Genomic DNA, 21,734 nt, shown 5'->3' on the forward strand with positions numbered 1-21,734 from the left:
GGAAGCAAGGGACGAACCGGAGGCTCGTCCCTTGCTGCTTGATGTTACGCCGGCTCAGTTGGTGAGCGCGAACGTCTCCAGCTTGGCGGCATTGTCGCCATTGACCAGGACGCAGTCCATCAGCTGCTTTTCCTCAGCCGGGGACTTCTTGTTCTTGATGAAGTCGTTGGCCTGCTCGACCGCCATCTGCGCCTGCGCGAAGGCCGGCTGCAGGACTGTCGCCTTGATGCCACCGGAGGTGATCGAGTCGCGCACGTCGTTCGACCCGTCGAAGCCGACGACGATGACGTCCTTGCGGCCGGCAGCGGCAAGTGCCGCATGAGCGCCCATCGCCATCGTGTCGTTGCCGGAGATCACGCCCTTGATATCGGGATTGGCCTGGAGGATCGATTCCATCTTTGAATAGGCCTCGGTCTGGCTCCAATTGGCCGACTGCTGCGCCACCATCTTCAGGTCCGGATAGTCGTCGATGACGTCGTGGTAACCCTTGGAGCGGATGCCGGCATTGGTGTCGGATTCCTTGCCGACGAGCTCGACGAAATTACCCTTCTCGCCCATCAGCTTGACGAATTCCTGCGCGCCGAGCTGGGCGCCCTGATAATTGTTGGAGACGATCTGCGCGACGGCAACGCCGGCGGCATTGATCTCGCGATCGATCAGGAAGGAAGGAACGCCTGCGTCCTTGGCCTTCTGCACCGCGGCGACGGTGGCGTCGGCGCCGGCATTGTCGAGGATGATCGCCTTGGCGCCGCGGCCAATCGCCGTGTCGATCAATTCGGACTGCTTGTTGGCGTCGTCGTCATGGACGAGCACCAACGCCTCGTACCCGAGTTCCTTGGCCTTCGCCTCCGCGCCGACAGCTTCCGCCTTGAAGAACGGATTGTCATGCGAGGGCGTGATGATGGCGATCAAATCCGCCGCATAGGCGGGTGCGGCGGTGCCAAGCGCCAGCATGCCGGCAAAAGCCGCAAGCGTCATTCTGCGTGTCAGTTTCATGTATTCCTCCCGTTGAAAATCCGTGCCTTATCCCAAGGCTATATGCATTCGATTTCGTTAGCCGGTCGTAGGCGGCGGGTCGCGTCAGATTCACAAGCCCTTGGCCGGCTTCACCTCGACGGATCGCTCCCCCTATCCTCCACTCATCCAGCGCCTGATCCTGCTGCGAAGCTTGACGGTCCGATCCATCGAACAGCTAAGCCAACTGGTATAATGAGTCAATGACAATTTCAGGTGACATGTTCCGGAGAACGCGTTGCTGCCCTCAAGTGATGCGCTGAATGCTCGCGGCAATCTCCTCCGGCTCGAACACCCGCTTCCAGTCGTCGCGCATCAGCACCGGCTTGCCGAACTCTATCGCCTTGTTGCAGGCGTCGGAGAACACGCCTTTGGTCTCGCCGAAGATGACGGCGCCAAGCACGTTCATATGACCAAGCAGGAAGTCGAGCGCCGCCTGCTTGTCGACCCCGCGCGCCACCACCTCGTCAACGGCCTCCTTCATGACGACGAGCAGCGAGGCGCATACCGTTTCCGAAAGGCCGGGCTCGAGCAGCGCCATCTGATCGACGGTGACGCGATGCGAGCGCATGACCGGGGCCCAGATGATCTTGGCGATCGCCTCACCCTTGGCGAAATCCTCCTCCGGTCCCTGCATCAAGGCGCTGACCATGTGTTGCTTGGCCTTGACGCCGCCGAAATAGTCCTTCTTCGCCGCCATGTCGGTCTCATCGTTGAAGATCGGCGGATGGCACGGGTGAGTGACGAAATACGTCAGGTCCGACCGCTTCGGCAAATGCCCGGCGAAAGGTGCCGCGGCGTCGAGCACGACGACCATCGTGCCTGATGCAAGCTTGCTCTCGATGTTCGCCGCGACCTTGCCGATATGCGTGTCCGGCACCGCCAGGATCACCACATCGGCGCCATCAAGCGCCTCATCGGCGCTGACGGCATCGATGCCGAGGCCCGACTTAAGCCGCTCGCGGCCGGCGTCGCTGACCTCGACATGGCGTATCGTATAGGGAGATCCGCGAAAATTGGTCGACAGACGGTAACCCATTTTGCCGCCCGCACCAAACAGCGCAATCGTTGTCATGTGTCCGTTACTCCTGAATTCCAACGATGGCCCTGCCGATCGTCATCCCATTGACTTGTATGCACATTGCCGCCGGTTGGCGGATTAGAGAACGCAGGGGAGCCGCCGCTCAAATGACGATGCCATGGACGATGTCTCGGGCGCCCGGATGTCCAGCACAGCGCAGCTACGCGGAGCATGCTACCTCAGGTACACATTATACCAGCATACCAAATTGGCAAGCGGCCATGGCACGGCTCTGACCACTTGTTTGGCCGTCGTTTACCTCCTGTTCAACGGCAAGGAGCGATCATCGCGCTGAACCGCCGATCGGCGGGATGATTCGCAGCCGACAAAGGCCCATGCTCGAAACGTCACTCTACAGCCCGGTCAAGGCCTTCCTGGAAGGCCTGGGTTTCATGGTCAAGGGCGAGATCGGCGGCTGCGATCTGCTGGCGCTGAGTGCCGACTCTCCGCCGATCGTCGTCATCTGCGAGCTGAAGCTGAAGTTCAACCTCGAACTGGTGCTCCAGGGCGTCGACCGTATGGCGGCGAGCGACGAGGTCTGGCTAGCGGCATGCATGTCGGCCCGTGGCAAGGGCCGTGAGAGCGATGTGAGATACCGCAATCTCTGCCGTCGGCTCGGCTTTGGCCTGCTTGGCGTGCGACCGAACGGCGAGGTTCAGGTGCTGCTCAGCCCGACGGCATTGGCTCCGCGTCGCGATCCCCGGCGCCGCTCGAAGCTGATCGATGAACATCGGCGTCGGCAGGGCGATCCTGTCGCCGGCGGCGGCTCGCGTGCGCCGATCATGACCGCTTATCGCCAGCAGGCGCTGGCATGCGCCGCAGCCCTCGCCGACGGCCCAAAGCGGCCGCGTGACTTGAAGCCCAACCTGCCGAACGCGCCTAAGATCCTGCTGCACAATGTGTATCGCTGGTTCGCGCGCACCGATCGCGGGATCTATGAACTGACCGCTCAGGGCCGTGAGGCGTTGCAGCGCTGGCCGCAGCCCGATCGCAGCCACACCGCTGCCTGAGACAGGCAACGCCGGATTTCGCGCCCTGCTTTCCGCGCCAATCACGGCTTTCGGCAAGACATCACCTCGGTCACGGAACCATATTTCGACACGATGGTTTTGTCGTCACCGAATTGATCGTCCGCTGAGCAAACGGAAGGAACGGCTATGCGCCTATCGACGACAATTGCCACACTTTCGGCACTGGCCCTTGCCTCGCCGGTCTATGCGCAATCCGTGGGACCAGAGCTTGCCCCTGTCCCGCCGACGGCCCCGCAAACCCTGCCAGAGCAAGCCACGCCCGAAGGGACCACTCCCGACCAGACTACACCTGACCAAGCCTTCTCCGCCCAGAATTTCACCGCAGTGACAATCGTGGCGATGGAGGATCTGCCTCCTGACATCAAGGCACAGGCGGAGGCCGTCGTCACCCAGACCAGCGCCGAGGATTTGCGCATCCTGCAAAGTTCGATCGACGCATCGCCGCAGGCGGCATCGGCGCTGGCGGCGAACGGGCTTAATTCCACGCAGGTCGTGGCGGCCAATATCGACGGCGACGGCACGCTGACGCTGATCATCCAGACGACGACGTGAGCGGCTGAAAGCGGACAAGCCGGCTCCGGCACGGAAACGAAGGCCGCCCGATCGCGGAGGACTGTCATGGCCGAGGCTGCAGTTCGCAACTTCACCATCAATTTCGGGCCACAACATCCCTCCGCTCACGGCGTCCTGCGGCTGGTGCTCGAACTCGACGGCGAGATCGTGGAACGCGCCGATCCCCACATCGGCCTGCTGCATCGCGGCACCGAAAAGCTCATCGAGTACAAGAACTACCTGCAGGCCTTGCCCTATTTCGACCGGCTCGACTACGTCGCGCCGATGAACCAGGAGCATGCATTCTGTCTCGCCGCCGAGAAGCTCCTCGAAATATCGGTGCCGAAACGCGGACAGCTCATCCGCGTGCTTTTCTGCGAAATAGGCCGGCTGTTATCGCACCTCCTCAACGTCACCACGCAAGCCATGGACATCGGCGCGTTGACGCCGCCGCTCTGGGGTTTCGCCGAGCGCGAGAAGCTGATGGTCTTTTATGAGCGCGCGTCCGGCGCCCGCATGCACGCGAATTATTTCAGGGTCGGCGGCGTGCATCAGGATCTGCCGCCGGAACTCCTCGACGACATCTGGAAGTTCTGCGATCCGTTCCTCAAGGTCTGCCACAATCTCGAAGAGCTGTTGACCGAGAACCGCATCTTCAAGCAGCGCAATGTCGATGTCGGGGTGATCGGCCTCGATGATGCCTGGGCCTGGGGCTTTTCCGGGGTGATGGTACGCGGATCGGGCGCGTCCTGGGACCTGCGCAAGGCGCAGCCATACGAATGCTATTCGGAGATGGATTTCGATATTCCGGTCGGCAAGCATGGCGACTGCTACGACCGCTATCTCGTACGCATGGAGGAAATGCGCCAGTCGGTCCGGATCATGCGGCAATGCCTGGAAAAGTTGCGCTCACCCGAAGGCCAGGGACCGGTCGCGATTCCGAACCACAAGATCACGCCGCCGCCGCGTGCCACGATGAAGCGCTCGATGGAAGCGACGATCCACCACTTCAAACTTTATACCGAAGGCATTCGCGTGCCGAGCGGTGAAGTCTATGCCGCCGTCGAGGCGCCGAAGGGTGAATTCGGCGTCTACCTCGTGTCGGACGGGGGCAACGTTCCCTACCGATGCAAGATCCGCGCACCTTCCTTCGCCCACCTGCAGGCGATGGATTTCCTGTCCCGAGGCCATATGATCGCCGATGTTGCCGCGATCATCGGCTCGCTCGACATCGTGTTCGGAGAAATCGATCGCTAGTTAGCCAGGTCGCAGGATCTTCCCCGATCGCAGAATCATTTGTGTCGTTAGTAGCCGCGCAGGCAGGCCTGGACGGCGCTCGGCCGCCGGCCAGACGAAGGCCCTCACCTGCGGCGGGCCAGCTCAAATTCTCACATCAAAGACGGACGCATGGCCGCGACAAGGCGCAGCCAAGCGTCGAGGAGTTTCACAATCTGCGCGGCCCGACGGCGCACGAGCCCCTCCAAGTTCGGAAGCGCTCTCCACGACGCGGAAAGAACGCGTGTTCCGCCGTTCCCCGTACCGCCTCAATGCACGATCAAGCCCTTCATCCAGGCAACAAATCTGTTGCCGCGAACTATCCCGCGCACCCTGGCAGCGGCCCATCTCGCTTGCATCGTAGCGCCGACATGGCAATGGCAGACGATTTGGTGCAACTGCCGGTCGCTCAGTTCGAAGAAGCGCTTTGCCTCACCATAGGTATCATCGCTGAGGCCCATGGCACGCAGAACCGGATCCTCGAAGGCGACAGTGAGCGGCGTCCCAGCGCCACGCGATCTGTCACGCGCTTCCCTGTTCATATATTCGGTGCCTGGAAGCGCCCCAAGGCATCGCGTCGGATTTTGTTCGAGAAGTTCCGCCCAACGTTCAATCCGCTGGGTTCGAGTCATCGCCGGATACGCCGCGAAGGACTCAACTTCCGCGACGGCCTGCAGTTGGTCGAGTGTTTGATGTTTCATGGTCGGCTCCTGTCGACAGGTGAATTCGCCCACGCCTACATGAGCAATTATCGCGCCACGGAGCGCTGACAAGGCCGGACCGCCGCAACATGAGGCGTACAGATCACCTGCCCGGTGAAGCGGCGCTCGAATTCCGACGCGCCCCCGCCTGTGTTCGATGTCGACCCGTTAACCGAACCCGTTTCCGGACAGGAACTTTTGCGGAAGCTTGCCGTTTGGCTTTGCGTCCGCTTCGGCGGCTGCAATATCAGTCTTGAAAGCAATTCCGTTGGACACGAAGCCTCAACGCGTCGAGCAAGACGTCGAGCCTGTAAATGAAACCCGGGAGCAACCGGCCCCGGTTCGAGAATCTCGTGAGCGATCGGCAGAGCCCCGGCAGGAAAAACCCGACGGGAATGCCTCGCAACGAAAGGCCGGTCTGCTCGGCTTTCCCAGGCGCCATCCCTATGCGGCCGCAGCCATCGCGCTTGCGCTGTTGCTCGTCGCGGCAGGCATCGCGATCTGGTGGCTGAACGCTCGCCAGTACGAATCGACCGACGACGCCTTCATAGATGCGCGCACAGTGACGATCGGTGCGCAAATAGCCGGCCGCCTTACCGAGCTGGCGGTTACCGACAATCAGGATGTACAGGCGGGCGATGTCCTCCTGCGTATCGACGACAGCGACTATCAGGCAAACCTGAAGCAGGCCGACGCCGGCGTCACCGCGGCCGAGGCCGAAATCGTCAATGTCGCCGCCCAGATCGAGGCTCAAAACGCAAAGGTAAACGCTGCCCAGAGGCAGGTTGCACAGGCCAAGGCAGCGCTGGATTTCGCCAAGGCCGAGGATCAACGCAATCGCGAACTCCTGGCCAGGGGCACAGCAACGCAGCAGCAGGCGCAGCAGGCGGCATCGACGCTGCGTCAGGACCAGGCCGCGCTGGACAGCGCCGAGGCCAATGTCGCCTCCGCAAAAAGCCAGGTTTCGGTCTTGCAGGCACAGGCCAGGAGCGCCGAGGCGCAGCTCGAGCAGGCAAAGGCCAGCCAGGAGCAAGCCCGCACGACGCTGTCGCGCACGACTATCACAGCACCCGCAGCCGGGCGCGCAACGAGCATTTCCGCCGCTAAGGGCACCTACGCCCAACCCGGCCAGGTATTGATGATGTTCGTTCCCGACGAGGTCTGGGTGAAGGCCAATTTCAAGGAGACGCAGCTCGATCTGATGCGGCAGGGACAGCCGGTCGATATCGACATCGACGCCTACCCGGGCAAGTCCTTTCATGGCCGCGTCGACAGCATCCAGGCCGGCAGCGGCACCGCCTTCAGCCTCCTGCCGGCCGAAAATGCCACCGGCAATTACGTCAAGGTGGTGCAGCGCGTGCCGGTCAAGATCGTCTTCGACAAGCCGCCGGATGTGCTTCTCGGGCCAGGCCTGTCGGTGGTGCCGACGGTCAAGGTGCGATGAACGGCGAAACCGCCAGAAATCAGGGCGAAAGCCGATCCGCCGCCGGGACACACAATCCGTGGCTCATCGCCGTCGTCGTCTCCATCGCCACTTTCATGCTGGTGCTGGACACCTCGATCGCCAATGTCGCCCTGCGCAACATCGCCGGCAGCCTGGCGGCCGGAATGGATGAAAGCACCTGGGTGATTACCACCTATCTCGTTGCCAACTCGGTGATCATTCCGGTCAGCGGCTGGCTGGCAAGCGTCATCGGCCGAAAGCGCTACTACATGCTCTGCGTTGCGACCTTCACCGTCGCGTCGCTGCTGTGCGGACTGGCGCCCAACCTGGAACTGCTCATCCTGTTCAGGGTCCTTCAGGGCCTCGGCGGCGGCGGCATGGCGCCAAGCGAGCAATCGATCCTTGCCGACACTTTTCCGCCTGAAAAGCGCTCGCAGGCCTTCGCGCTTTACGGCATTGCCGTCATCGTCGCACCGACGGTCGGGCCGACGATCGGCGGCTGGCTGACCGACCATTTCTCCTGGCACTGGATCTTCTTCATCAACGTGCCGTTCGGCATCCTGTCGCTGGCCCTGGTGCAATGGCTGTTGGTCGAACCGGACGTACTCGAACGCGAACGCAAGGAACGGCTGAAGGGCGGCCTGAAGATCGACGGGATCGGGTTCGTCCTGGTGGCGACGGCCTTGGGGTGCCTGGAGATTTTCCTCGACCGGGGCCAGCGCTACGATTGGTTCGCCTCGGATTTCATCACCACTTTCGCAGTGATTTCCGCGATCGCGTTCCTGCTGCTTATCCCATGGGAGCTCAGTCGCAGCGATCCGGTCGTCGACATGCGTCTATTGTTCACGCGCCAGTTCGGCACGGCCTTCCTGGTCATGATGGCGGTCGGTGCTATCCTGTTCAGCACCACCCAGATCGTGCCGCAGCTGCAGCAGACGACATTTGCCTACACCGCGACGCTCTCGGGCCTTTCGATGATGCCGGGCGGCATCGCCATGCTGATCTTGATGCCGGTGTCCGGATTTGTAGGCAGCATCGTGCAGCCCAAATACCTGATCATGATGGGCATGTCGGTGGTCGCAGTGGCCCTCTGGCATATGACCTCGCTCACCCCGGACGCCAGCTTCCGCTTCTTTGCCTTTGCCCGTGTTTTCCTGATGGTCGGGCTGCCGTTCCTGTTCATTCCCATCTCGACCGCGGCCTATGTCGGCCTGCCCCCGCAGAAGACCAACCAGGCATCGGCGCTGATCAACGTTGCACGCAATATCGGCGGCAGCATCGGCGTCTCGCTGTCCAACACCGTCATTGCGCAAAGCTCCCAGATCCATCAATCGAATCTGGTCGGCAACACCGTGCAGTCGTCGCCCGCCTATCAGCAGGCGCTTCGGCAGGCGACCGAGCATTTCGTCGCCCAGGGTTCGCCGATGGTCGAGGCGAAGCAGCAGGCGATCGGCTGGCTTGGCCAGTTGATCGCCCGCCAGGCCACGCTGCTCGCCTATGTCGATGTCTTCCGCTACTGCGCGGTGGCAACCGCCCTGCTCGTTCCGCTTGCTCTGCTGCTGCGATCAAGCAAGTCGGGCAGCAGACAGGCGAATCCGGAGATGGGCTGACCAGAAGGCGGGAACCAGCTGACCCATTGCGTTGTTCTGCGCCAAGAGGAGATGATCACGATGGCCACTATTCCCACACCCGAGCCAATGCCGACCCCGGTGCCGCCGCCTCCCATCCCCGATCCCAAGCCCGTGCGTGAGCCGGACCCCGACAGGCTCCCCGACGAGGACCCCATTCCCAATCCGGATGAAAACGATATTCCGCCGAAGCGGGCGTTCAACATCTAGCCTATTAGATTTCGAGCACAGCGTAGGGGCGGCCGGTCGGCTTGGCCACATGCATGGCAACGTTATAGACCGACGCCCCGCCCGGTGTGCGGCCCTCGTAGGCGCCGCGATGCGCATGGCCATGCACCACCGCGCTGACCTGGAACCGGTCTATTGTCTCGGCCAGGCGTGACGAACCGAGAAACGGGAAGATCTCCAGCGGCTCGCCTTCGACCGTCTCGACGACAGGCGCGTAGTGCAGAACGACAAGCGTGCGTTTGGCGCGGACCTGCCGCATTGCGTTTTCAAGCCGCATCGCTTCGTTCACGCTTTCCGCCACCATTGACTTGATCGCCGGTTCGCCGAAGGAGCCGAGCATGCGCGACCCAAAACCGCCAACGAAACCCTTGACCCCAACGAACCCGACCTCGTGAATCTCTATCGCCTCGCCGTCGAGCAGGTGAACGCCCGCCTGGCGCAGAATGTCGGTGACCTGCTCGACGGCGCCTGACTCATAGTCGTGGTTGCCAAGTACGGCGACGACCGGGATCGTGCAGGCACGCAGTTCCTCGGCAAGGATTTCGGCCTCCCGAGGCTTGCCGAGATTGGTAAGGTCGCCCGTCAGCACGAGAACCTGGGCTGCACGCGACATCTCGCCGAAAAGATCGCGGTACGAGGCCTGGTCCTCCTTGCCGACATGCAGATCGCCAATGGCGGCGACTTTGAGTGCGCTGCCGTTTTCCGCCTTCGGCGAAGCAGTTTCGAGCTCGTCAGCCATTGCTATGTTCTCCTTCACCGCCGACGTCGGCAAAGCCCCATTCCTTGACGTCGATCTCATAGTCGGTTCGTGAAAGCATGCGCCCGCGGCAGATCCGCATCCGGGAAGGCGGCAGTTCGCGCTGTTTGGCCAGCCGGTCGAGCAATTCGTCGAGCAGCCACGCCGGCACACGGTCTCGCTCCGTCGGATAGATCCATCGGAAGTTCAAGAGATGCATCAGCAAGACTTCCCAATGGACTTCCATGTAGGAAAGCAGCCTTTGCCAATCGATCTGGTCGTGCGCCTTGAGGATGGTGTGCGCGACGTCGGCGCCATCGTGGCGGCGGCGGTCCTGGATGAAGCTTTTGGACCAGATAAGCTCGGTTGGGCCGATGATCCGCACCTGGCTGCCCAGCAATTCGCCCTGACGGGCGTGCTCCAGCCACAGGTCGTCGACGGGCATTGTGCCGTTCATCGAGGCGAAAATGACGTCGAAAAAATGCGTGCCCTTGAACACTTTGCCGAGCCACCGGTCGTCCTCGACCACGACGGCGTAACCGATCCGCTTGAAATGGGCGAGGATGCGCGGGCAGTCGCCGGCCTTGCAGAAAATATCGAGATCCTTGGTCAGGCGGGTGATCCCGGTATAGGCGCTTACGGCATAGGTGCCGGCGACGAGAAAGGGGATGCCGGTCGTGACAAGCTCGCGGATCGCCTCGATATAAAAGACCTCCGCTTCGGCATTGCGAGGCGTCGGGGCGGCTTTTGGATCGACCGACGGAACGGATGCCGGGATGGCGCTTTCCGGTGGGGGATTAATGATCATAGCTATGGCTCCTGGCCCGGCAGACCAGCAGCCGCCTGTATCTAATAGCCAAGCACGCCCGATGGTTCCCGCCGTTACGCGGCACTGCCGCTCCCGCCGCTGCATCAGGCGAACACATCGCCGTCGCAGGCCTTCGAAGCGGTCATGGCTGTCGCCGTCGCGGCAGTGATGAAAAGACATGCGACCGGTTATTTTGGCGTCAGGATCGCAGTGCAATCAGCCTCAAGCGCGTCGAGGCGGAGTAGGCCCGCTATCATCCTCAGGTCCGGAAAGGATTGGCTTCAACATGGTTCCGGAGCTGTCGGAGGCGCTGCGCACCCGGCGCAACAGCCATTTGAGCGCCCGTAGCCAAACCGACTCTGTTTTCCGTAACGGTGCAGGCGGCGTGGCGAAAAGGCCATTCTCCATTTTGTAGTTCCTCACAGTCTCAGTCCAAATCAGCGTTCTTCAACGAGCAAAGCTTGTGTTGGTTCCGCGTCGCCATCGGCGGGAGCACGGGCTGGACGGGGCGAGGCCATCATTGGCGGGTTCGAGCGGGCTAGCCTTCTGCAGGGAGATCAGCGCCTCGCGAGATCAGCCTCGGCGATCAAGTGGCGGAATTCAGCTACCAGCCGGCGGGATTCGGCTCGTATCCTGATGCGCCGGCTCTGGACACGACCCGCGAAGGCTGAAATTGTGATCGTATTTCCAGTTGCAAATTTGGTTGGGCTCGGCGGGGATGGCGCTGGTTTCTGAAGACATTGCCCGCCATCCGGCGCTGCGTCGCCATGTCCAGGCTCAGTCGCGGACGCTTCTCCAGACCTATGAAGCGAACCCGCGGCTGGCCTCCGTATTCGCCACCCAACAACGTTGGCTGATGGCCCATATCGGCCTTGCCTTGTATTTCAATCGAGAGCCGGACGATCATCGCAAGGGACTTACGTCCGCACGGTTCATGGACGACATCTGCCGGCATTCGGTGGCCAGCCGCAACACCGCCGACGCCTTTCTGAAGGAGATGCTGCATTACGGCTTCATCCGGCATCTGCCGATCAAATATGGGCGCATCCGCCCCTTTGAGCCGACCGCGGGCACTCTGGAGACGGTTGCCGGCTGGGTCATGGCTCATCTCAGAACGCTGGACAGCCTGGACAGCGGATTTCGACTGGCTGCATTCGTCGCACAACCGGACATGCTCGCCAAACTGCAGCCGCTGGTGGCCGACGGCCTGCTTTCGTCGCATGCCGTGCGGGAGCCGAGACAGACCTTTTCCTTATTCACCTGGCTCGACAATGGCGGCATCGTCATGGATTGGCTGATGTCCGGCGTCGACCCCGATCATGCCGACCTGGGCCGAATCCCGACCGGTGTCGTCTCAATCGGAGATTTCGCGAACTGGCTCAAGCTTTCCCGGACCCACCTGTCACGCAAATTGGGCGATGCCGAAGAACTCGGCAGCGTCGGCTGGTTGGGCCAGCGCGGTCACTCGGTCATGTGGGTGTCGAGCGAGTTCTATCAGGAATACATGACCGCCCAGGCGGTCAAGCTCGCCATCATCGATGCAGCCTTCGACAACTGTGTTGTAACTTCGCAAGCCAGCTGAACCGCGAGCCGAACGCCGTCGTGGCGGTTTTCGCGCCGCCGCGACGGAGGGCTGGCTTTTCAATCGATGTCGAACGACACGCCCTGCGCAAGCGGCAGCGCCTTGGAATAATTCACCGTATTGGTGGCGCGCCGCATATAGGCCTTCCAGGCATCGGAGCCGCTCTCGCGGCCGCCGCCGGTTTCCTTCTCGCCACCGAAGGCACCGCCGATCTCGGCCCCTGACGTGCCTATATTGACGTTGGCGATACCGCAGTCCGATCCGTCGACGCTAAGAAAGCGCTCGGATTCCTGCAGGTCGCGGGTAAAGATCGAGGATGACAGCCCCGCTCCCACCGCATTGTGTTCTTCTAGCGCGGTGTCGAATTCCGAATATTTCATCACATAGAGGATGGGCGCGAAGGTTTCCTCTGTCACGGGCGAAACCTGCCGCGGCATTTCGACCAGCGCCGGACGCACATAGTAGGCGTCGGGGTGACCGTTCTCGACCCGCATTCCGCCGGTTATCTTACCGCCATGCGAAGCCGCCTCCTCCAGCGCCTTCTGCATATTCTCGTAGGCAGCCTTGTCGATCAGCGGGCCAACCAGAGCGCTTGTCTCCAGCGGATTGCCGACCGAGACGCTCTCATAAGCCTTCTTCAGGCGCGGAACGAGCTGGTCATAGACGCTCTCATGCACGAACAGGCGCCTGAGCGTCGTGCAGCGCTGGCCGGCCGTGCCCATGGCGCCGAAGGCGATAGCGCGGAGCGCCATGTCCAGATCGGCCGTCGGGCAGACGATGCCGGCATTGTTGCCGCCGAGCTCCAGCACGGCACGGGCAAAGCGCTTCGCCAGCCGTGGGCCGACATCCCTGCCCATGCGCGTCGAGCCGGTGGCCGAGACCAGCGGCACCCTGGGATGATCGACCAGGATCTCGCCGACGGCGCGATCGCCGATCAGCACGGGCGCCAGTCCCTGCGGCGCGTCAGCACCGAAACGCTTTACCGCGCGTGCAAAAATCGCCTCACAGGCGAGCGCCGTCAGCGGTGTCTTCTCCGACGGCTTCCACACCACCGCGTCGCCGCAGACCAGCGCAAGTGCTGCGTTCCACGACCACACCGCGACCGGAAAGTTGAAGGCCGAGATGACGCCTACGACACCGAGCGGATGCCAGGTCTCCATCATGCGATGGCCGGGACGCTCGGTGGCGATGGTCAGGCCGTACAATTGCCGGGAAAGACCGACGGCGAAATCGCAGATGTCGATCATCTCCTGCACTTCGCCAAGACCTTCGGATGGGATCTTGCCGACTTCGATCGATACCAACCGGCCAAGCTCGGCCTTGTGTGTGCGCAATTCCTCGCCGAGCAGCCGCACCAGTTCGCCACGCTTGGGAGCTGGCACCTGCCGCCACGCCAGGAAAGCTTTGTGGGCATTGTCGATGGTCGTTGCCGCATCGGCCGGCGAGATGGTCTTCAGCGCGGCGATCTGCTCGCCGGTCACCGGGCTGCGCACGATAAGATCGCCGCCCGTAAGCGCGCGCTCGGCAACGCCCAGTTTCGCCAGAAGCCCGGCCGTTTCCTTCGCAATCGTCATTTTCATCCCTTTCAGATCCCGTCGCTCATATGGCGTCGGTCCAAGCCTTGCGCCATACCCACTCCCTGCCGGTCGGCACACCAGGCGCTGTCATGGCGTGGCATTACGCGTTTCAGGGAGAAATCGCCACCCCGGCATGGTCCAAGCCGGCGTCCGACTGTTGAACCAGCCAGATAGAGCGAATCAGTGTGCCGTCTTGGCGGTTTCCCGCACGGCGCTTTCTTTCATCAGCCGGTCGATATGCATGCGGATATGCGCTGCCTCGGCGGCCGTGTTGGCGAGCGCGATAGCGCGGTCGAAAGCGACACGCGCCTCCTCGCCGCGGCCAAGCTGCATCAGCAGTCCGCCCTTGAGGCCGAAGAAATGGAAATAGCCGGAAAGCCTTCCCTCCAGCGGCTCGATCATGGCGAGTGCGGCTTCCGGTCCACGCACCTTGGAGACCGCGACGGCGCGGTTGAGCGTCACCACCGGCGACGGCTGCATCTGCTCGAGCAGTCCGTAGAGCAGGTCGATCTCGTTCCAGTCCGTGTCCTCGGGCTTTTCCGCCCGCGCATGCAGTGCGGCGATCGCCGCTTGCACCTGGTAGGGACCGGGCTTGCGATGGCGCAACGCCTTGTCAACCAGCGCCAGGCCTTCATCGATCATCTTGCGGCTCCACAGGCTGCGGTCCTGGTCTTCGAGCAGCACGATCTCGCCGTTCTCGTCGAAGCGAGCCGGCGAGCGTGCATGCTGCAGCAGCAACAGCGCCGTCAGCCCCATGATCTCCGGCTCGGTCTGGAACAGCCTGAGCAGCAGCCGGGCCAGCCGGATCGCCTCTTCGCAAAGCGGCGCACGCGCCGAAGCCTCGCCGCTGTTGCTGGAATAGCCTTCGTTGAAGATCAAGTAGACCATGGCGGCGACGGCGGCGAGCCGTTCGGAGCGCTCGACCGCTCCCGGCGTCTCGAACGGCACCCCGGCGTCGGCGATACGCGCCTTGGCGCGCGTGATACGCTGCTCCATGGCGCTTTCACCGACGAGGAAGGCGCGGGCGATCTGCTTGACCGTCAGGCCGGAGACGATGCGCAACGCCACCGCGATCTGCTGTGTGGCCGGCAGGTCGGGATGGCAGCAGATAAACAGCAGCCGCAAAATATCGTCGCGGTAATGCGCCCCGTCCAGCCGCTCGGCGACGTCGCTCTCGGCATCCTCCAGATCGGAGATCTGGTCCTCCTCCGGCAGCGGCGCCTGCTTGGCGCGCTTGCGCACCGCATCGATGCCGCTGTTGCGGCCGACGAAGATCAGCCAGGCTGCCGGATCGCGCGGCGGACCGTTTTTCGGCCAGTTGTTCAGTGCCCTCAGGCAGGCGTCCTGGAATGCTTCCTCCGCCGCGTCGAGGTCGCGGAAGTAGCGCAGCAATGCCCCCATCGCCTGCGGGCGAGCGGTGCTGATTGCCGTGCTGATCCAGGCGAGTTCGGTCATGCGGAAACCTTGGCGGGATTGAACAGCGAGACCGGCCGGATTTCGTAGGAGCCGCCGCTCGGGTTGACCTCGGAAAGCTCGCGCGCGAAGTCGACGGCCTCATCGAGGTCGGCGCATTCGAGCGTGTAAAAGCCGAGGAACTGTTCCTTGGTTTCGGCAAACGGGCCGTCGATGACGATCGATTCGCCCTTGACCTTCCTCAGCGTCGTCGCCGCGGTCGTCGGCAAGAGCCGCGCCACCGGGCCAAGCCGGCCCGCCTGGGCATATTTTTCCTGCACACCGATAAGCTTTTCCATGACGGCGTCGTCCTGCTCCTTGCTCCAGGAGCAGACGACGTCTTCGGAAGCATAGCAGAGGATCGCGTAGAGCATGGGTCGTCCTTTTCTCTGTCAAAGGACGAAACACTAGGACCGATGCCGACATGGCGTCGACAAAAAAATACGCTCCGTCCGGCGTCATTCCCTCGCCTTCAGCCATCTCAAGACCAAGGCCTCCTCGTCGTCGAGCCCGGCGATCGAGCGCTTGCCTTGGTTGGCATCCGCCATTTCGTCCAGCAGCCGTCCTTCGGGCCAGGCGCGGAACACTTCCGGATGGATGTAGCATTGGCGACAAACCGCGCGCGTATTGCCGAGCCGCTCGGCAACCTTGTCGATGACATTGTTCATCACCCGCTTTTGCTGCGCCTGGCTTTCCGGACGTTCGGTTTGCGCAAACAGCGACGCCGCATGGATGGTGCCACCCCAGGTTCTGAAGTGCTTGGAGCTGAACTCCGCTCCGGCATTTTCCCTGATATAGCGGTTGACGTCGTCTGAGCGCACCGGATGCCTGTTTCCGTCCTCGTCGAGATACTGGAACAGTTTTTGGCCCGGCAGGTCCTGCGCTCCACGCACGACCTTGGCAATCCGGCGATCGACAAGTTTCAATCTCCATTCCTTGCCGGATTTACCGATGAAGGCAAAGCGCAGGCTCGAGCCCTTGATGTAGACATGGCGGTCACGCAGCGTGGTCAGCCCAAAACTCTTGTTGTCGCGGGCATAGGCGGCATTGCCGACACGGATCATCGTGTTGTCGAGCAGCCAGACGATAGCCGCAACGACGCGTTCCAGCGGCAGGCCGTGACGGCGCAAATCGACGTCGATCTGCCGCCGCAGTTCGGGCAGGCTTTCGGCGAAGGCAATCAGGCTCGAATATTTGACGCCGTCACGCTCCTCCGCCCAGTGCGGGTGATAGCGGTATTGTTTGCGGCCGCGCTGGTCCCGACCGGTCGCCTGGATGTGACCGTCGGCATCCGGCGAGATCCACACATCCGTCCAGGCCGGTGGAATGGCGAGCGCCTTGATGCGTGCCAGCGCCTCCCCGTCGACAATCCGCCCGTCGGGTCCTTTGTACGAGAACCCCTTGCCCGAACGCAGCCGGCGAATACCGGGTTCAGTGTCGGTGACATAGTTGAGCGAGGCCCGAACGGCCGAGGCTTGCGCGCCGTTCTCCAGCGCTCCGTTGTGCGGCACCGCGTTTTTTGGTGCAGCTTTCCTCACAGCCGATTGGCCAGACGACGACCCGGATTTGTCCAGCATGTCCTCTCCACGGAATTTCCGTAGATAAGCCGCTTGCCGGCTGCGGGTTCCAACGCCTCTTGATCTCTTGGTCCCAGAACAGCCTATCGACGTCGCCGTGCGTCGAAGACGTGCGTCGTCACGCCTTTTCGAGCACGACCGGAACGACGTCGACCGCCTGCTCGCCGACCTGTCCACCGGTGGTTTTCAGCACGCCGACGATCGGCGCCACATCGGAGTAATCGCGGCCGTAGCCGACCGTGATATGGTCGTTGCTAGCCCGCATGCCATTGGTCGGATCGAATTCCTGCCAGCCGGCATCGCGCCCGCACCACACCTTGACCCAGGCGTGCATGGCGTCGGCGCCTTCGAGCCGCGGCTTCCCGCGCGGCGGGATGGTGCGCAGGAACCCGCTGACATAGCCCGCGGGAATACCGAGGCCGCGCAGGCCGGCGATCATGATGTGGGAGAAATCCTGGCAGACGCCGCGCTTCAGGCCAAAGGCGTCGCTGGCCCGCGTCTGCACGGTGGTCGCCTCGCCGTCATAGGTGAAATCGCGGTGAATGCGGTTGCACAGAGCCATGGCCGTGCCGACTGTCGAACCGCCGGCACTGCCTTTCGCATAGGCAGTGATTGCCGCGTCGATGCCGGCATGATCGCTGGCGGCCAGAAAGTGATGCGGCGAAGCCGGCGCCAGCGAGTGCACTGCGCCGAGTTCTTCCCTCAGCCGGCGTATGTCCGGCGATACGTCGAGCCCGGGTTCGGGCCGCGACACTGAAACACGCGCGCTCATCCTGATGTCGAGCGCATCATGCGCGTCACGAAAGGCGATCGAGGTGACACTGTTGCCGAAAAAGTCGGAAAAGTCGGAACGTTCGCTGGGCGCCGGCACAAAAGACAGTGAAGCGGCGATGACGCGCTGCACGCCAGGGATGGTCGGCGGCAGCACGCGCACCTGATGGCGGCCACCGCCGGCCGCCGCATCATAGTCGTAACGCAGGTGAAGCCTGATGTCGTAGAGCATGCTGTCTCTACCCGAAATAGGCTTTGGCGAGGCTGTTGTAGAGCCCGCCGATTTCATTGGCGAGATCGCCGAGGGCCTTGGCCGTCATGTCCGAGGGCTCCTTGATGGCGATCGACGTGTTGAGCTGCAGGATTTCCTTGGCCGCCGGCGACATATGGCCTTCAGCGCCGACAGCGGGCAGCAGCGCGATTTCGGCCTTCAGCCGTTCGAGCTGGAAAAGGATTGAGCGCGGGTTGAGCGGATCGAGCGCCAGAAGGTCGACCACGGTGCGCCGCCCCGCCTGCACCGGATACTGCCGACGGTGGGTCATGACGCTGTCGCCGATCTCCAGCATCATGTCGAGCGCACCTTCCGGCGCCTGGGCTCCGGTCAGCCGGGCGAGCGTGCGGGCGATCTGGATGCCGCGTTCGAGCCTGCGGCCGATTTCCAGGAAACGCCAGCCGGCAAAGCGGTACATGTTCTCGTGCAGCAGGCCGGAAAACCCGGCCAGCTTGCGCAGGATGACCGTCATTGCCCTTGTCGCGTCGTCGCCCGGCGCCACGGTCGCGGCAAATTGATGGATGGTCTTCGACAGATCCTTCAATGCCAGCCAGCCATCGGGCGAGAAGCGGTCGCGGATCTGCCCGGCGCTGTAAACGGCGCTGTCCAGCGTGCCGATGAGCCCCAATGGGATTGCCGTCTCGACGTCGATGCCGAACGGCGCGAGATAGTCGCTGATATCGGCGAGCAGCGGCATCTCGGGATCGGATGTCTCGGCCAGCCGCACATGGTAGGCGCGCAGGATGCGCACCGTGTCTTCCGATCGCTCGATATAGCGGCCGAGCCATGTCAGGTTCTCAGCCGCGCGGCTGGGCAGGCTGCCCGGCAGGGTTCGGGTGAAGCTGTCGTGCTCCTGCGGCAGCAGTGTCTCGCGCTCGACCGGCCTGTCGCTGACCACCCAGACATCCGCCGCCTGGCCGCCGCGCTGCATGGCGATGGCCGTCGGGTCGAGCGAAAAGCCGACACGGGCAAACCCGCCCGGCATCACGGTCCAGCCTTCCGGCGTCCGCGCCAGATAGACGCGCAGGCTTGCCGGCCGCGGCTCCAGCCAACCGCCGACATAGACAGGCGTGGTCGACAGCGTCACCGCTTCCTGGCCGACGAAGTCGCCGCCGTCCCGTTCGATCCTGGCGACCAGTTCGGCCCGTTCCTCGACCGACAGCGCCGACCCGAGCTTGGTCGAGCCGTCGTCCTCGAAGGCAAGCCGCGTCGACAGCGCCGGGCCGATCACCATGCTATCGATGTTGGCGAGCACATGTTCACGCTCCGTCTCCTGCCCGCACCACCATGTCGCGACCGTCGGCAGCAGCAGTTCCTCGTTGCGCAGGGCGCGCGAAATCTTGGGCAGGAAGGCGAGCAACGCGCGCGTCTCCATCAGGCCGGAGCCCAGTGCATTGACGGCCGAAACCGCCCCTTGCCGAACCGCCTCGACCAGCCCCGGCGTGCCGATCTGCGAGTCCGGCCGCAATTCAAGCGGATCGGCGAAGGCGGCGTCGAGCCGCCGCCACAAGACGCTCACCGGCATCAGCCCCGAAACCGTGCGCACCATCAGCCTGCCGCCGGAGACGGTCAGGTCCTCGCCCTCGAGCAGCATGATGCCGAGATAGCGGGCGATATAGGCATGTTCGTAATAGGTTTCGTTCAGCGGTCCCGGCGTCAGGATGGCGACACGGCCGCCGGCTTGCCTGGCCATGCCGATCAGCGCGTCGCGGAAGCGACGGAAGAAGCCGGCCAGGCGGTGCACATGCATTTCGCCGTAGATGTCGGACAGCGCCCTTGTGGTGGCGACGCGGTTTTCCAGCGCAAAGCCGGCGCCCGACGGCGCCTGTGTGCGGTCGCCAAGCACCCACCAGCGGCCGTCCGGGCCACGACCGAGCTCGAAGGCGCAGAAATGCAGGAAATGGCCGCTCGCCGGCCTGGTGCCGACGACCGGCCGCAAATATTCCGGGCTGACCGCGATCAATCCGGCCGGCAGAATGCCTTTCTCGACCAGCCGGTTCGGCCCGTAAATGTCGGCGATGGTCTCCTCGAACAGATCGGCGCGCTGGACCAGGCCGGCGCTGATGTCAGCCCATTCCTGCTCCTCGATCAGCAGCGGCACATGCGCCAGCGGCCATTCCCGCTCGTTGGCGCCGGCTTTGTCATAGACGCGGTAGTAGACGCCGGCGTCGCGCAGGTACTGGTCGGCGCGGGCGAAGCGCTGGGCAAGCTTTTCCGGCCCCAGGTCCTCCAGCGACTCGATGAAGTGCCGCCAGGCCGGCCGCGGATTGCCCGACGCATCGACCATCTCGTCGACGACGCCGTCGATCGGCTGGTAGTGCTCCAGCAGACTGTGGGTCTGCGGCTTGCTGCGCAGCCTTTTGTGATTCCCCTTCGCCATGGCTGATCAGAGTCTTTGCGGCCGCCGAAGGTCAAGGGTCATCGGGAAATCTTCAGAGGCTTCTTCGTTGCGCAGCACATAGCTGGACGGCGTATGGCCACGCGGCTCGAAGCGAGCGAGCCGCCGCGCCTCCGCTTCGTTGCCATTGACCGGGAAGGTGTCATAGCTGCGCCCGCCGGGATGTGCGACATGGTAGACGCAGCCGCCGACTGCGCGGCCCGACCAGCGGTCATAGATGTCGAAGACCAGCGGGGTGTTGACCGGCAGCGCCGGATGCAGGCCGGACGCCGGCTGCCAGGCCTTGAAGCGCACGCCGGCCACCGCGATCTCGCGGTTGTCGGTCACCTTCATCGGCACGACGCGGCCGTTGCAGACGACGGCGTGACGCTCCGGGTTGAGCCCCTCGGTCTTCACCTGCAGCCTTTCGACGGAGGAATCGACAAACCGTACGGTGCCGCCGATCGCGCCTTGCTCGCCCATCACGTGCCACGGCTCGAGCGCCTGCCTGAGCTCCAGCTTGACGCCGGCATGCTGGACGTCGCCGCAGAACGGGAAGCGGAATTCGAGCTGGGCATCGAACCATTCCGGACGGAACGCAAAGCCGTTCAGCTTGAGGTCGTCCAGCACATCGAGAAAATCCGCCCATACATAATGCGGCAGCATGAAACGGTCGTGCAGCGAAGTGCCCCAGCGCACGAAGCGGCCGTCGAGCGGGTTCTTCCAGGCCCGGGCGATGATGGCGCGCACCAGCAATTGCTGCGCCAGGCTCATGCGCGCGTTGGGCGGCATCTCGAAGCCGCGGAATTCGACCAGCCCGAGCCGGCCGGTCGGCCCGTCCGGCGAAAACAGCTTGTCGATGCAGATTTCCGAGCGATGGGTATTGCCGGTCACGTCTGTCAGAAGATTGCGGAACAGCCGGTCGACCAGCCACGGCAGGGGTGCCGCGCCCTTGTCCGGATGCGGCACCTGCGCCATCGCGATTTCGAGTTCGTAAAGCGAATCGTGGCGCGCCTCGTCGAAGCGCGGCGCCTGGCTGGTCGGGCCGATGAACAGGCCGGAGAACAGATAGGACAGCGACGGATGCCGCTGCCATTGCAGCACCAGGCTCTTCAACAGGTCGGGGCGGCGCAGGAACGGACTGTCATTGGGCGTTGCGCCGCCGACGACGACGTGGTTGCCGCCGCCGGTGCCGGTGTGGCGGCCGTCGATCATGAACTTGTCGGCGCCAAGCCGCGTCTGCCGCGCCTCTTCGTAGATCGCCGTGGTCGTCGCCACGCAATCCTGCCAATTCGCAGCGGGGTGGATATTGACCTCGATGACGCCGGGATCGGGTGCGACACGGATGACATTGAGGCGCGGATCGTGCGGCGGGCCGTAGCCTTCTATATGCACCGGCAGGCCGATCGCCCTTGCCGCGTTCTCAGCCGCCGCCACCAGTTCGAGATAATCCTCCAGCGCCTCGACCGGCGGCATGAACACACAAAGCCGTCCGTCGCGCGGCTCGACCGAAAGCGGCCGGGGCCAGGCCCCCCGGCGCTGCGGGGTCGGGCGGTGGGCCCCGGGCTGGAGGGGGGGTAGCGCCGGAAAGGGGGGGGCGTATTCAAATATGCACGCCCCCCACCGCCG

The 21,734-nt window shown here is 63.4% G+C and carries 19 protein-coding genes; 7 read left to right on the forward strand and 12 right to left on the reverse strand.

Features of this window, described 5'->3' with window-relative positions; genetic code table 11:
* Nucleotides 1–54: 54 nt before the first annotated feature.
* Entirely contained in the window at nt 55–996 is a 942-nt protein-coding gene (locus tag NKI72_RS04570; protein ID WP_352833822.1) for a D-ribose ABC transporter substrate-binding protein, read from the reverse strand.
* 265 nt (nt 997–1,261) lie between these two features.
* Nucleotides 1,262–2,089, reverse strand: coding sequence for a phosphogluconate dehydrogenase C-terminal domain-containing protein (locus NKI72_RS04575; protein WP_352833819.1), 828 nt, complete (start codon nt 2,087–2,089; stop codon nt 1,262–1,264).
* Between the two features lie 341 nt (nt 2,090–2,430).
* On the opposite strand from NKI72_RS04575, the gene NKI72_RS04580 reads away from it, so the two are divergent.
* The 3 genes from NKI72_RS04580 to NKI72_RS04590 all read left to right on the forward strand — a co-directional run bounded on the left by NKI72_RS04580 (nt 2,431) and on the right by NKI72_RS04590 (nt 4,935).
* Nucleotides 2,431–3,105, forward strand: a complete 675-nt coding sequence (locus tag NKI72_RS04580; RefSeq protein ID WP_352454118.1) for a DUF2161 domain-containing phosphodiesterase — start codon at nt 2,431–2,433, stop codon at nt 3,103–3,105.
* 147 nt (nt 3,106–3,252) lie between these two features.
* On the forward strand, nt 3,253–3,678 hold the full coding sequence (locus NKI72_RS04585; protein ID WP_023675471.1) for a hypothetical protein: 426 nt from the start codon (nt 3,253–3,255) through the stop codon (nt 3,676–3,678).
* 66 nt (nt 3,679–3,744) lie between these two features.
* Entirely contained in the window at nt 3,745–4,935 is a 1,191-nt protein-coding gene (locus tag NKI72_RS04590) for an NADH-quinone oxidoreductase subunit D (RefSeq protein ID WP_352833816.1), read from the forward strand.
* A gap of 287 nt (nt 4,936–5,222) precedes the next feature.
* On the opposite strand, the gene NKI72_RS04595 is transcribed toward NKI72_RS04590, so the two are convergent.
* Nucleotides 5,223–5,654 (reverse strand): hypothetical protein, encoded by a 432-nt coding sequence (locus tag NKI72_RS04595; protein ID WP_023675469.1) that lies wholly within the window; start codon nt 5,652–5,654, stop codon nt 5,223–5,225.
* A gap of 475 nt (nt 5,655–6,129) precedes the next feature.
* Between NKI72_RS04595 and NKI72_RS04600 the strand changes: the two genes are divergently transcribed.
* The 3 genes from NKI72_RS04600 to NKI72_RS04610 are packed head-to-tail and all read left to right on the forward strand — an operon-like array spanning nt 6,130 to nt 8,936.
* Nucleotides 6,130–7,098 (forward strand): HlyD family secretion protein, encoded by a 969-nt coding sequence (locus NKI72_RS04600; protein WP_352849952.1) that lies wholly within the window; start codon nt 6,130–6,132, stop codon nt 7,096–7,098.
* Complete coding sequence (locus tag NKI72_RS04605; protein WP_352833811.1) at nt 7,095–8,708, forward strand: DHA2 family efflux MFS transporter permease subunit; 1,614 nt, start codon at nt 7,095–7,097, stop codon at nt 8,706–8,708. Before NKI72_RS04600 ends, NKI72_RS04605 begins: the two co-directional genes overlap by 4 nt.
* Before the next feature lie 60 nt (nt 8,709–8,768).
* The gene (locus tag NKI72_RS04610; protein ID WP_352448160.1) at nt 8,769–8,936 is read left to right on the forward strand and encodes a hypothetical protein; all 168 of its coding nucleotides are present in this window, start codon (nt 8,769–8,771) and stop codon (nt 8,934–8,936) included.
* 4 nt (nt 8,937–8,940) lie between these two features.
* Here NKI72_RS04610 and NKI72_RS04615 read toward each other — a convergent pair whose 3' ends face one another.
* Both NKI72_RS04615 and NKI72_RS04620 read right to left on the reverse strand, forming a co-directional pair.
* Nucleotides 8,941–9,693, reverse strand: a complete 753-nt coding sequence (locus NKI72_RS04615) for a metallophosphoesterase family protein (protein ID WP_352833808.1) — start codon at nt 9,691–9,693, stop codon at nt 8,941–8,943.
* Nucleotides 9,686–10,498, reverse strand: a complete 813-nt coding sequence (locus tag NKI72_RS04620) for a nucleotidyltransferase family protein (protein WP_352849953.1) — start codon at nt 10,496–10,498, stop codon at nt 9,686–9,688. Before NKI72_RS04620 ends, NKI72_RS04615 begins: the two co-directional genes overlap by 8 nt.
* Before the next feature lie 718 nt (nt 10,499–11,216).
* On the opposite strand from NKI72_RS04620, the gene NKI72_RS04625 reads away from it, so the two are divergent.
* Nucleotides 11,217–12,080 (forward strand): hypothetical protein, encoded by an 864-nt coding sequence (locus NKI72_RS04625; RefSeq protein ID WP_352833803.1) that lies wholly within the window; start codon nt 11,217–11,219, stop codon nt 12,078–12,080.
* A gap of 59 nt (nt 12,081–12,139) precedes the next feature.
* Here NKI72_RS04625 and amaB read toward each other — a convergent pair whose 3' ends face one another.
* From amaB to NKI72_RS04660, 7 genes are all read right to left on the reverse strand, one after another.
* Nucleotides 12,140–13,654, reverse strand: coding sequence for an L-piperidine-6-carboxylate dehydrogenase (gene amaB, locus NKI72_RS04630; protein ID WP_352833888.1), 1,515 nt, complete (start codon nt 13,652–13,654; stop codon nt 12,140–12,142).
* A gap of 183 nt (nt 13,655–13,837) precedes the next feature.
* Nucleotides 13,838–15,112: an RNA polymerase sigma factor gene (locus NKI72_RS04635; protein WP_352448164.1), complete on the reverse strand. Its 1,275-nt coding sequence runs from the start codon at nt 15,110–15,112 to the stop codon at nt 13,838–13,840.
* On the reverse strand, nt 15,109–15,483 hold the full coding sequence (locus NKI72_RS04640) for a YciI family protein (protein ID WP_292663532.1): 375 nt from the start codon (nt 15,481–15,483) through the stop codon (nt 15,109–15,111). The genes NKI72_RS04635 and NKI72_RS04640 overlap by 4 nt, the downstream gene beginning before the upstream one ends.
* Before the next feature lie 84 nt (nt 15,484–15,567).
* Nucleotides 15,568–16,686, reverse strand: coding sequence for a DNA topoisomerase IB (locus NKI72_RS04645; RefSeq protein WP_352833800.1), 1,119 nt, complete (start codon nt 16,684–16,686; stop codon nt 15,568–15,570).
* Nucleotides 16,687–16,804: 118 nt separating this feature from the next.
* Entirely contained in the window at nt 16,805–17,689 is an 885-nt protein-coding gene (locus NKI72_RS04650) for a transglutaminase family protein (RefSeq protein WP_352833798.1), read from the reverse strand.
* Nucleotides 17,690–17,696: 7 nt separating this feature from the next.
* Nucleotides 17,697–20,108 (reverse strand): circularly permuted type 2 ATP-grasp protein, encoded by a 2,412-nt coding sequence (locus NKI72_RS04655; protein WP_352849954.1) that lies wholly within the window; start codon nt 20,106–20,108, stop codon nt 17,697–17,699.
* Nucleotides 20,109–20,114: 6 nt separating this feature from the next.
* Nucleotides 20,115–21,734 (reverse strand): transglutaminase family protein (locus NKI72_RS04660; protein ID WP_352849955.1); only part of this gene is annotated, 1,620 nt, incomplete at its 5' end.

Source organism: Mesorhizobium sp. M0437 (genome assembly GCF_040321335.1).
Taxonomy (GTDB): Bacteria; Pseudomonadota; Alphaproteobacteria; order Rhizobiales; family Rhizobiaceae; genus Mesorhizobium.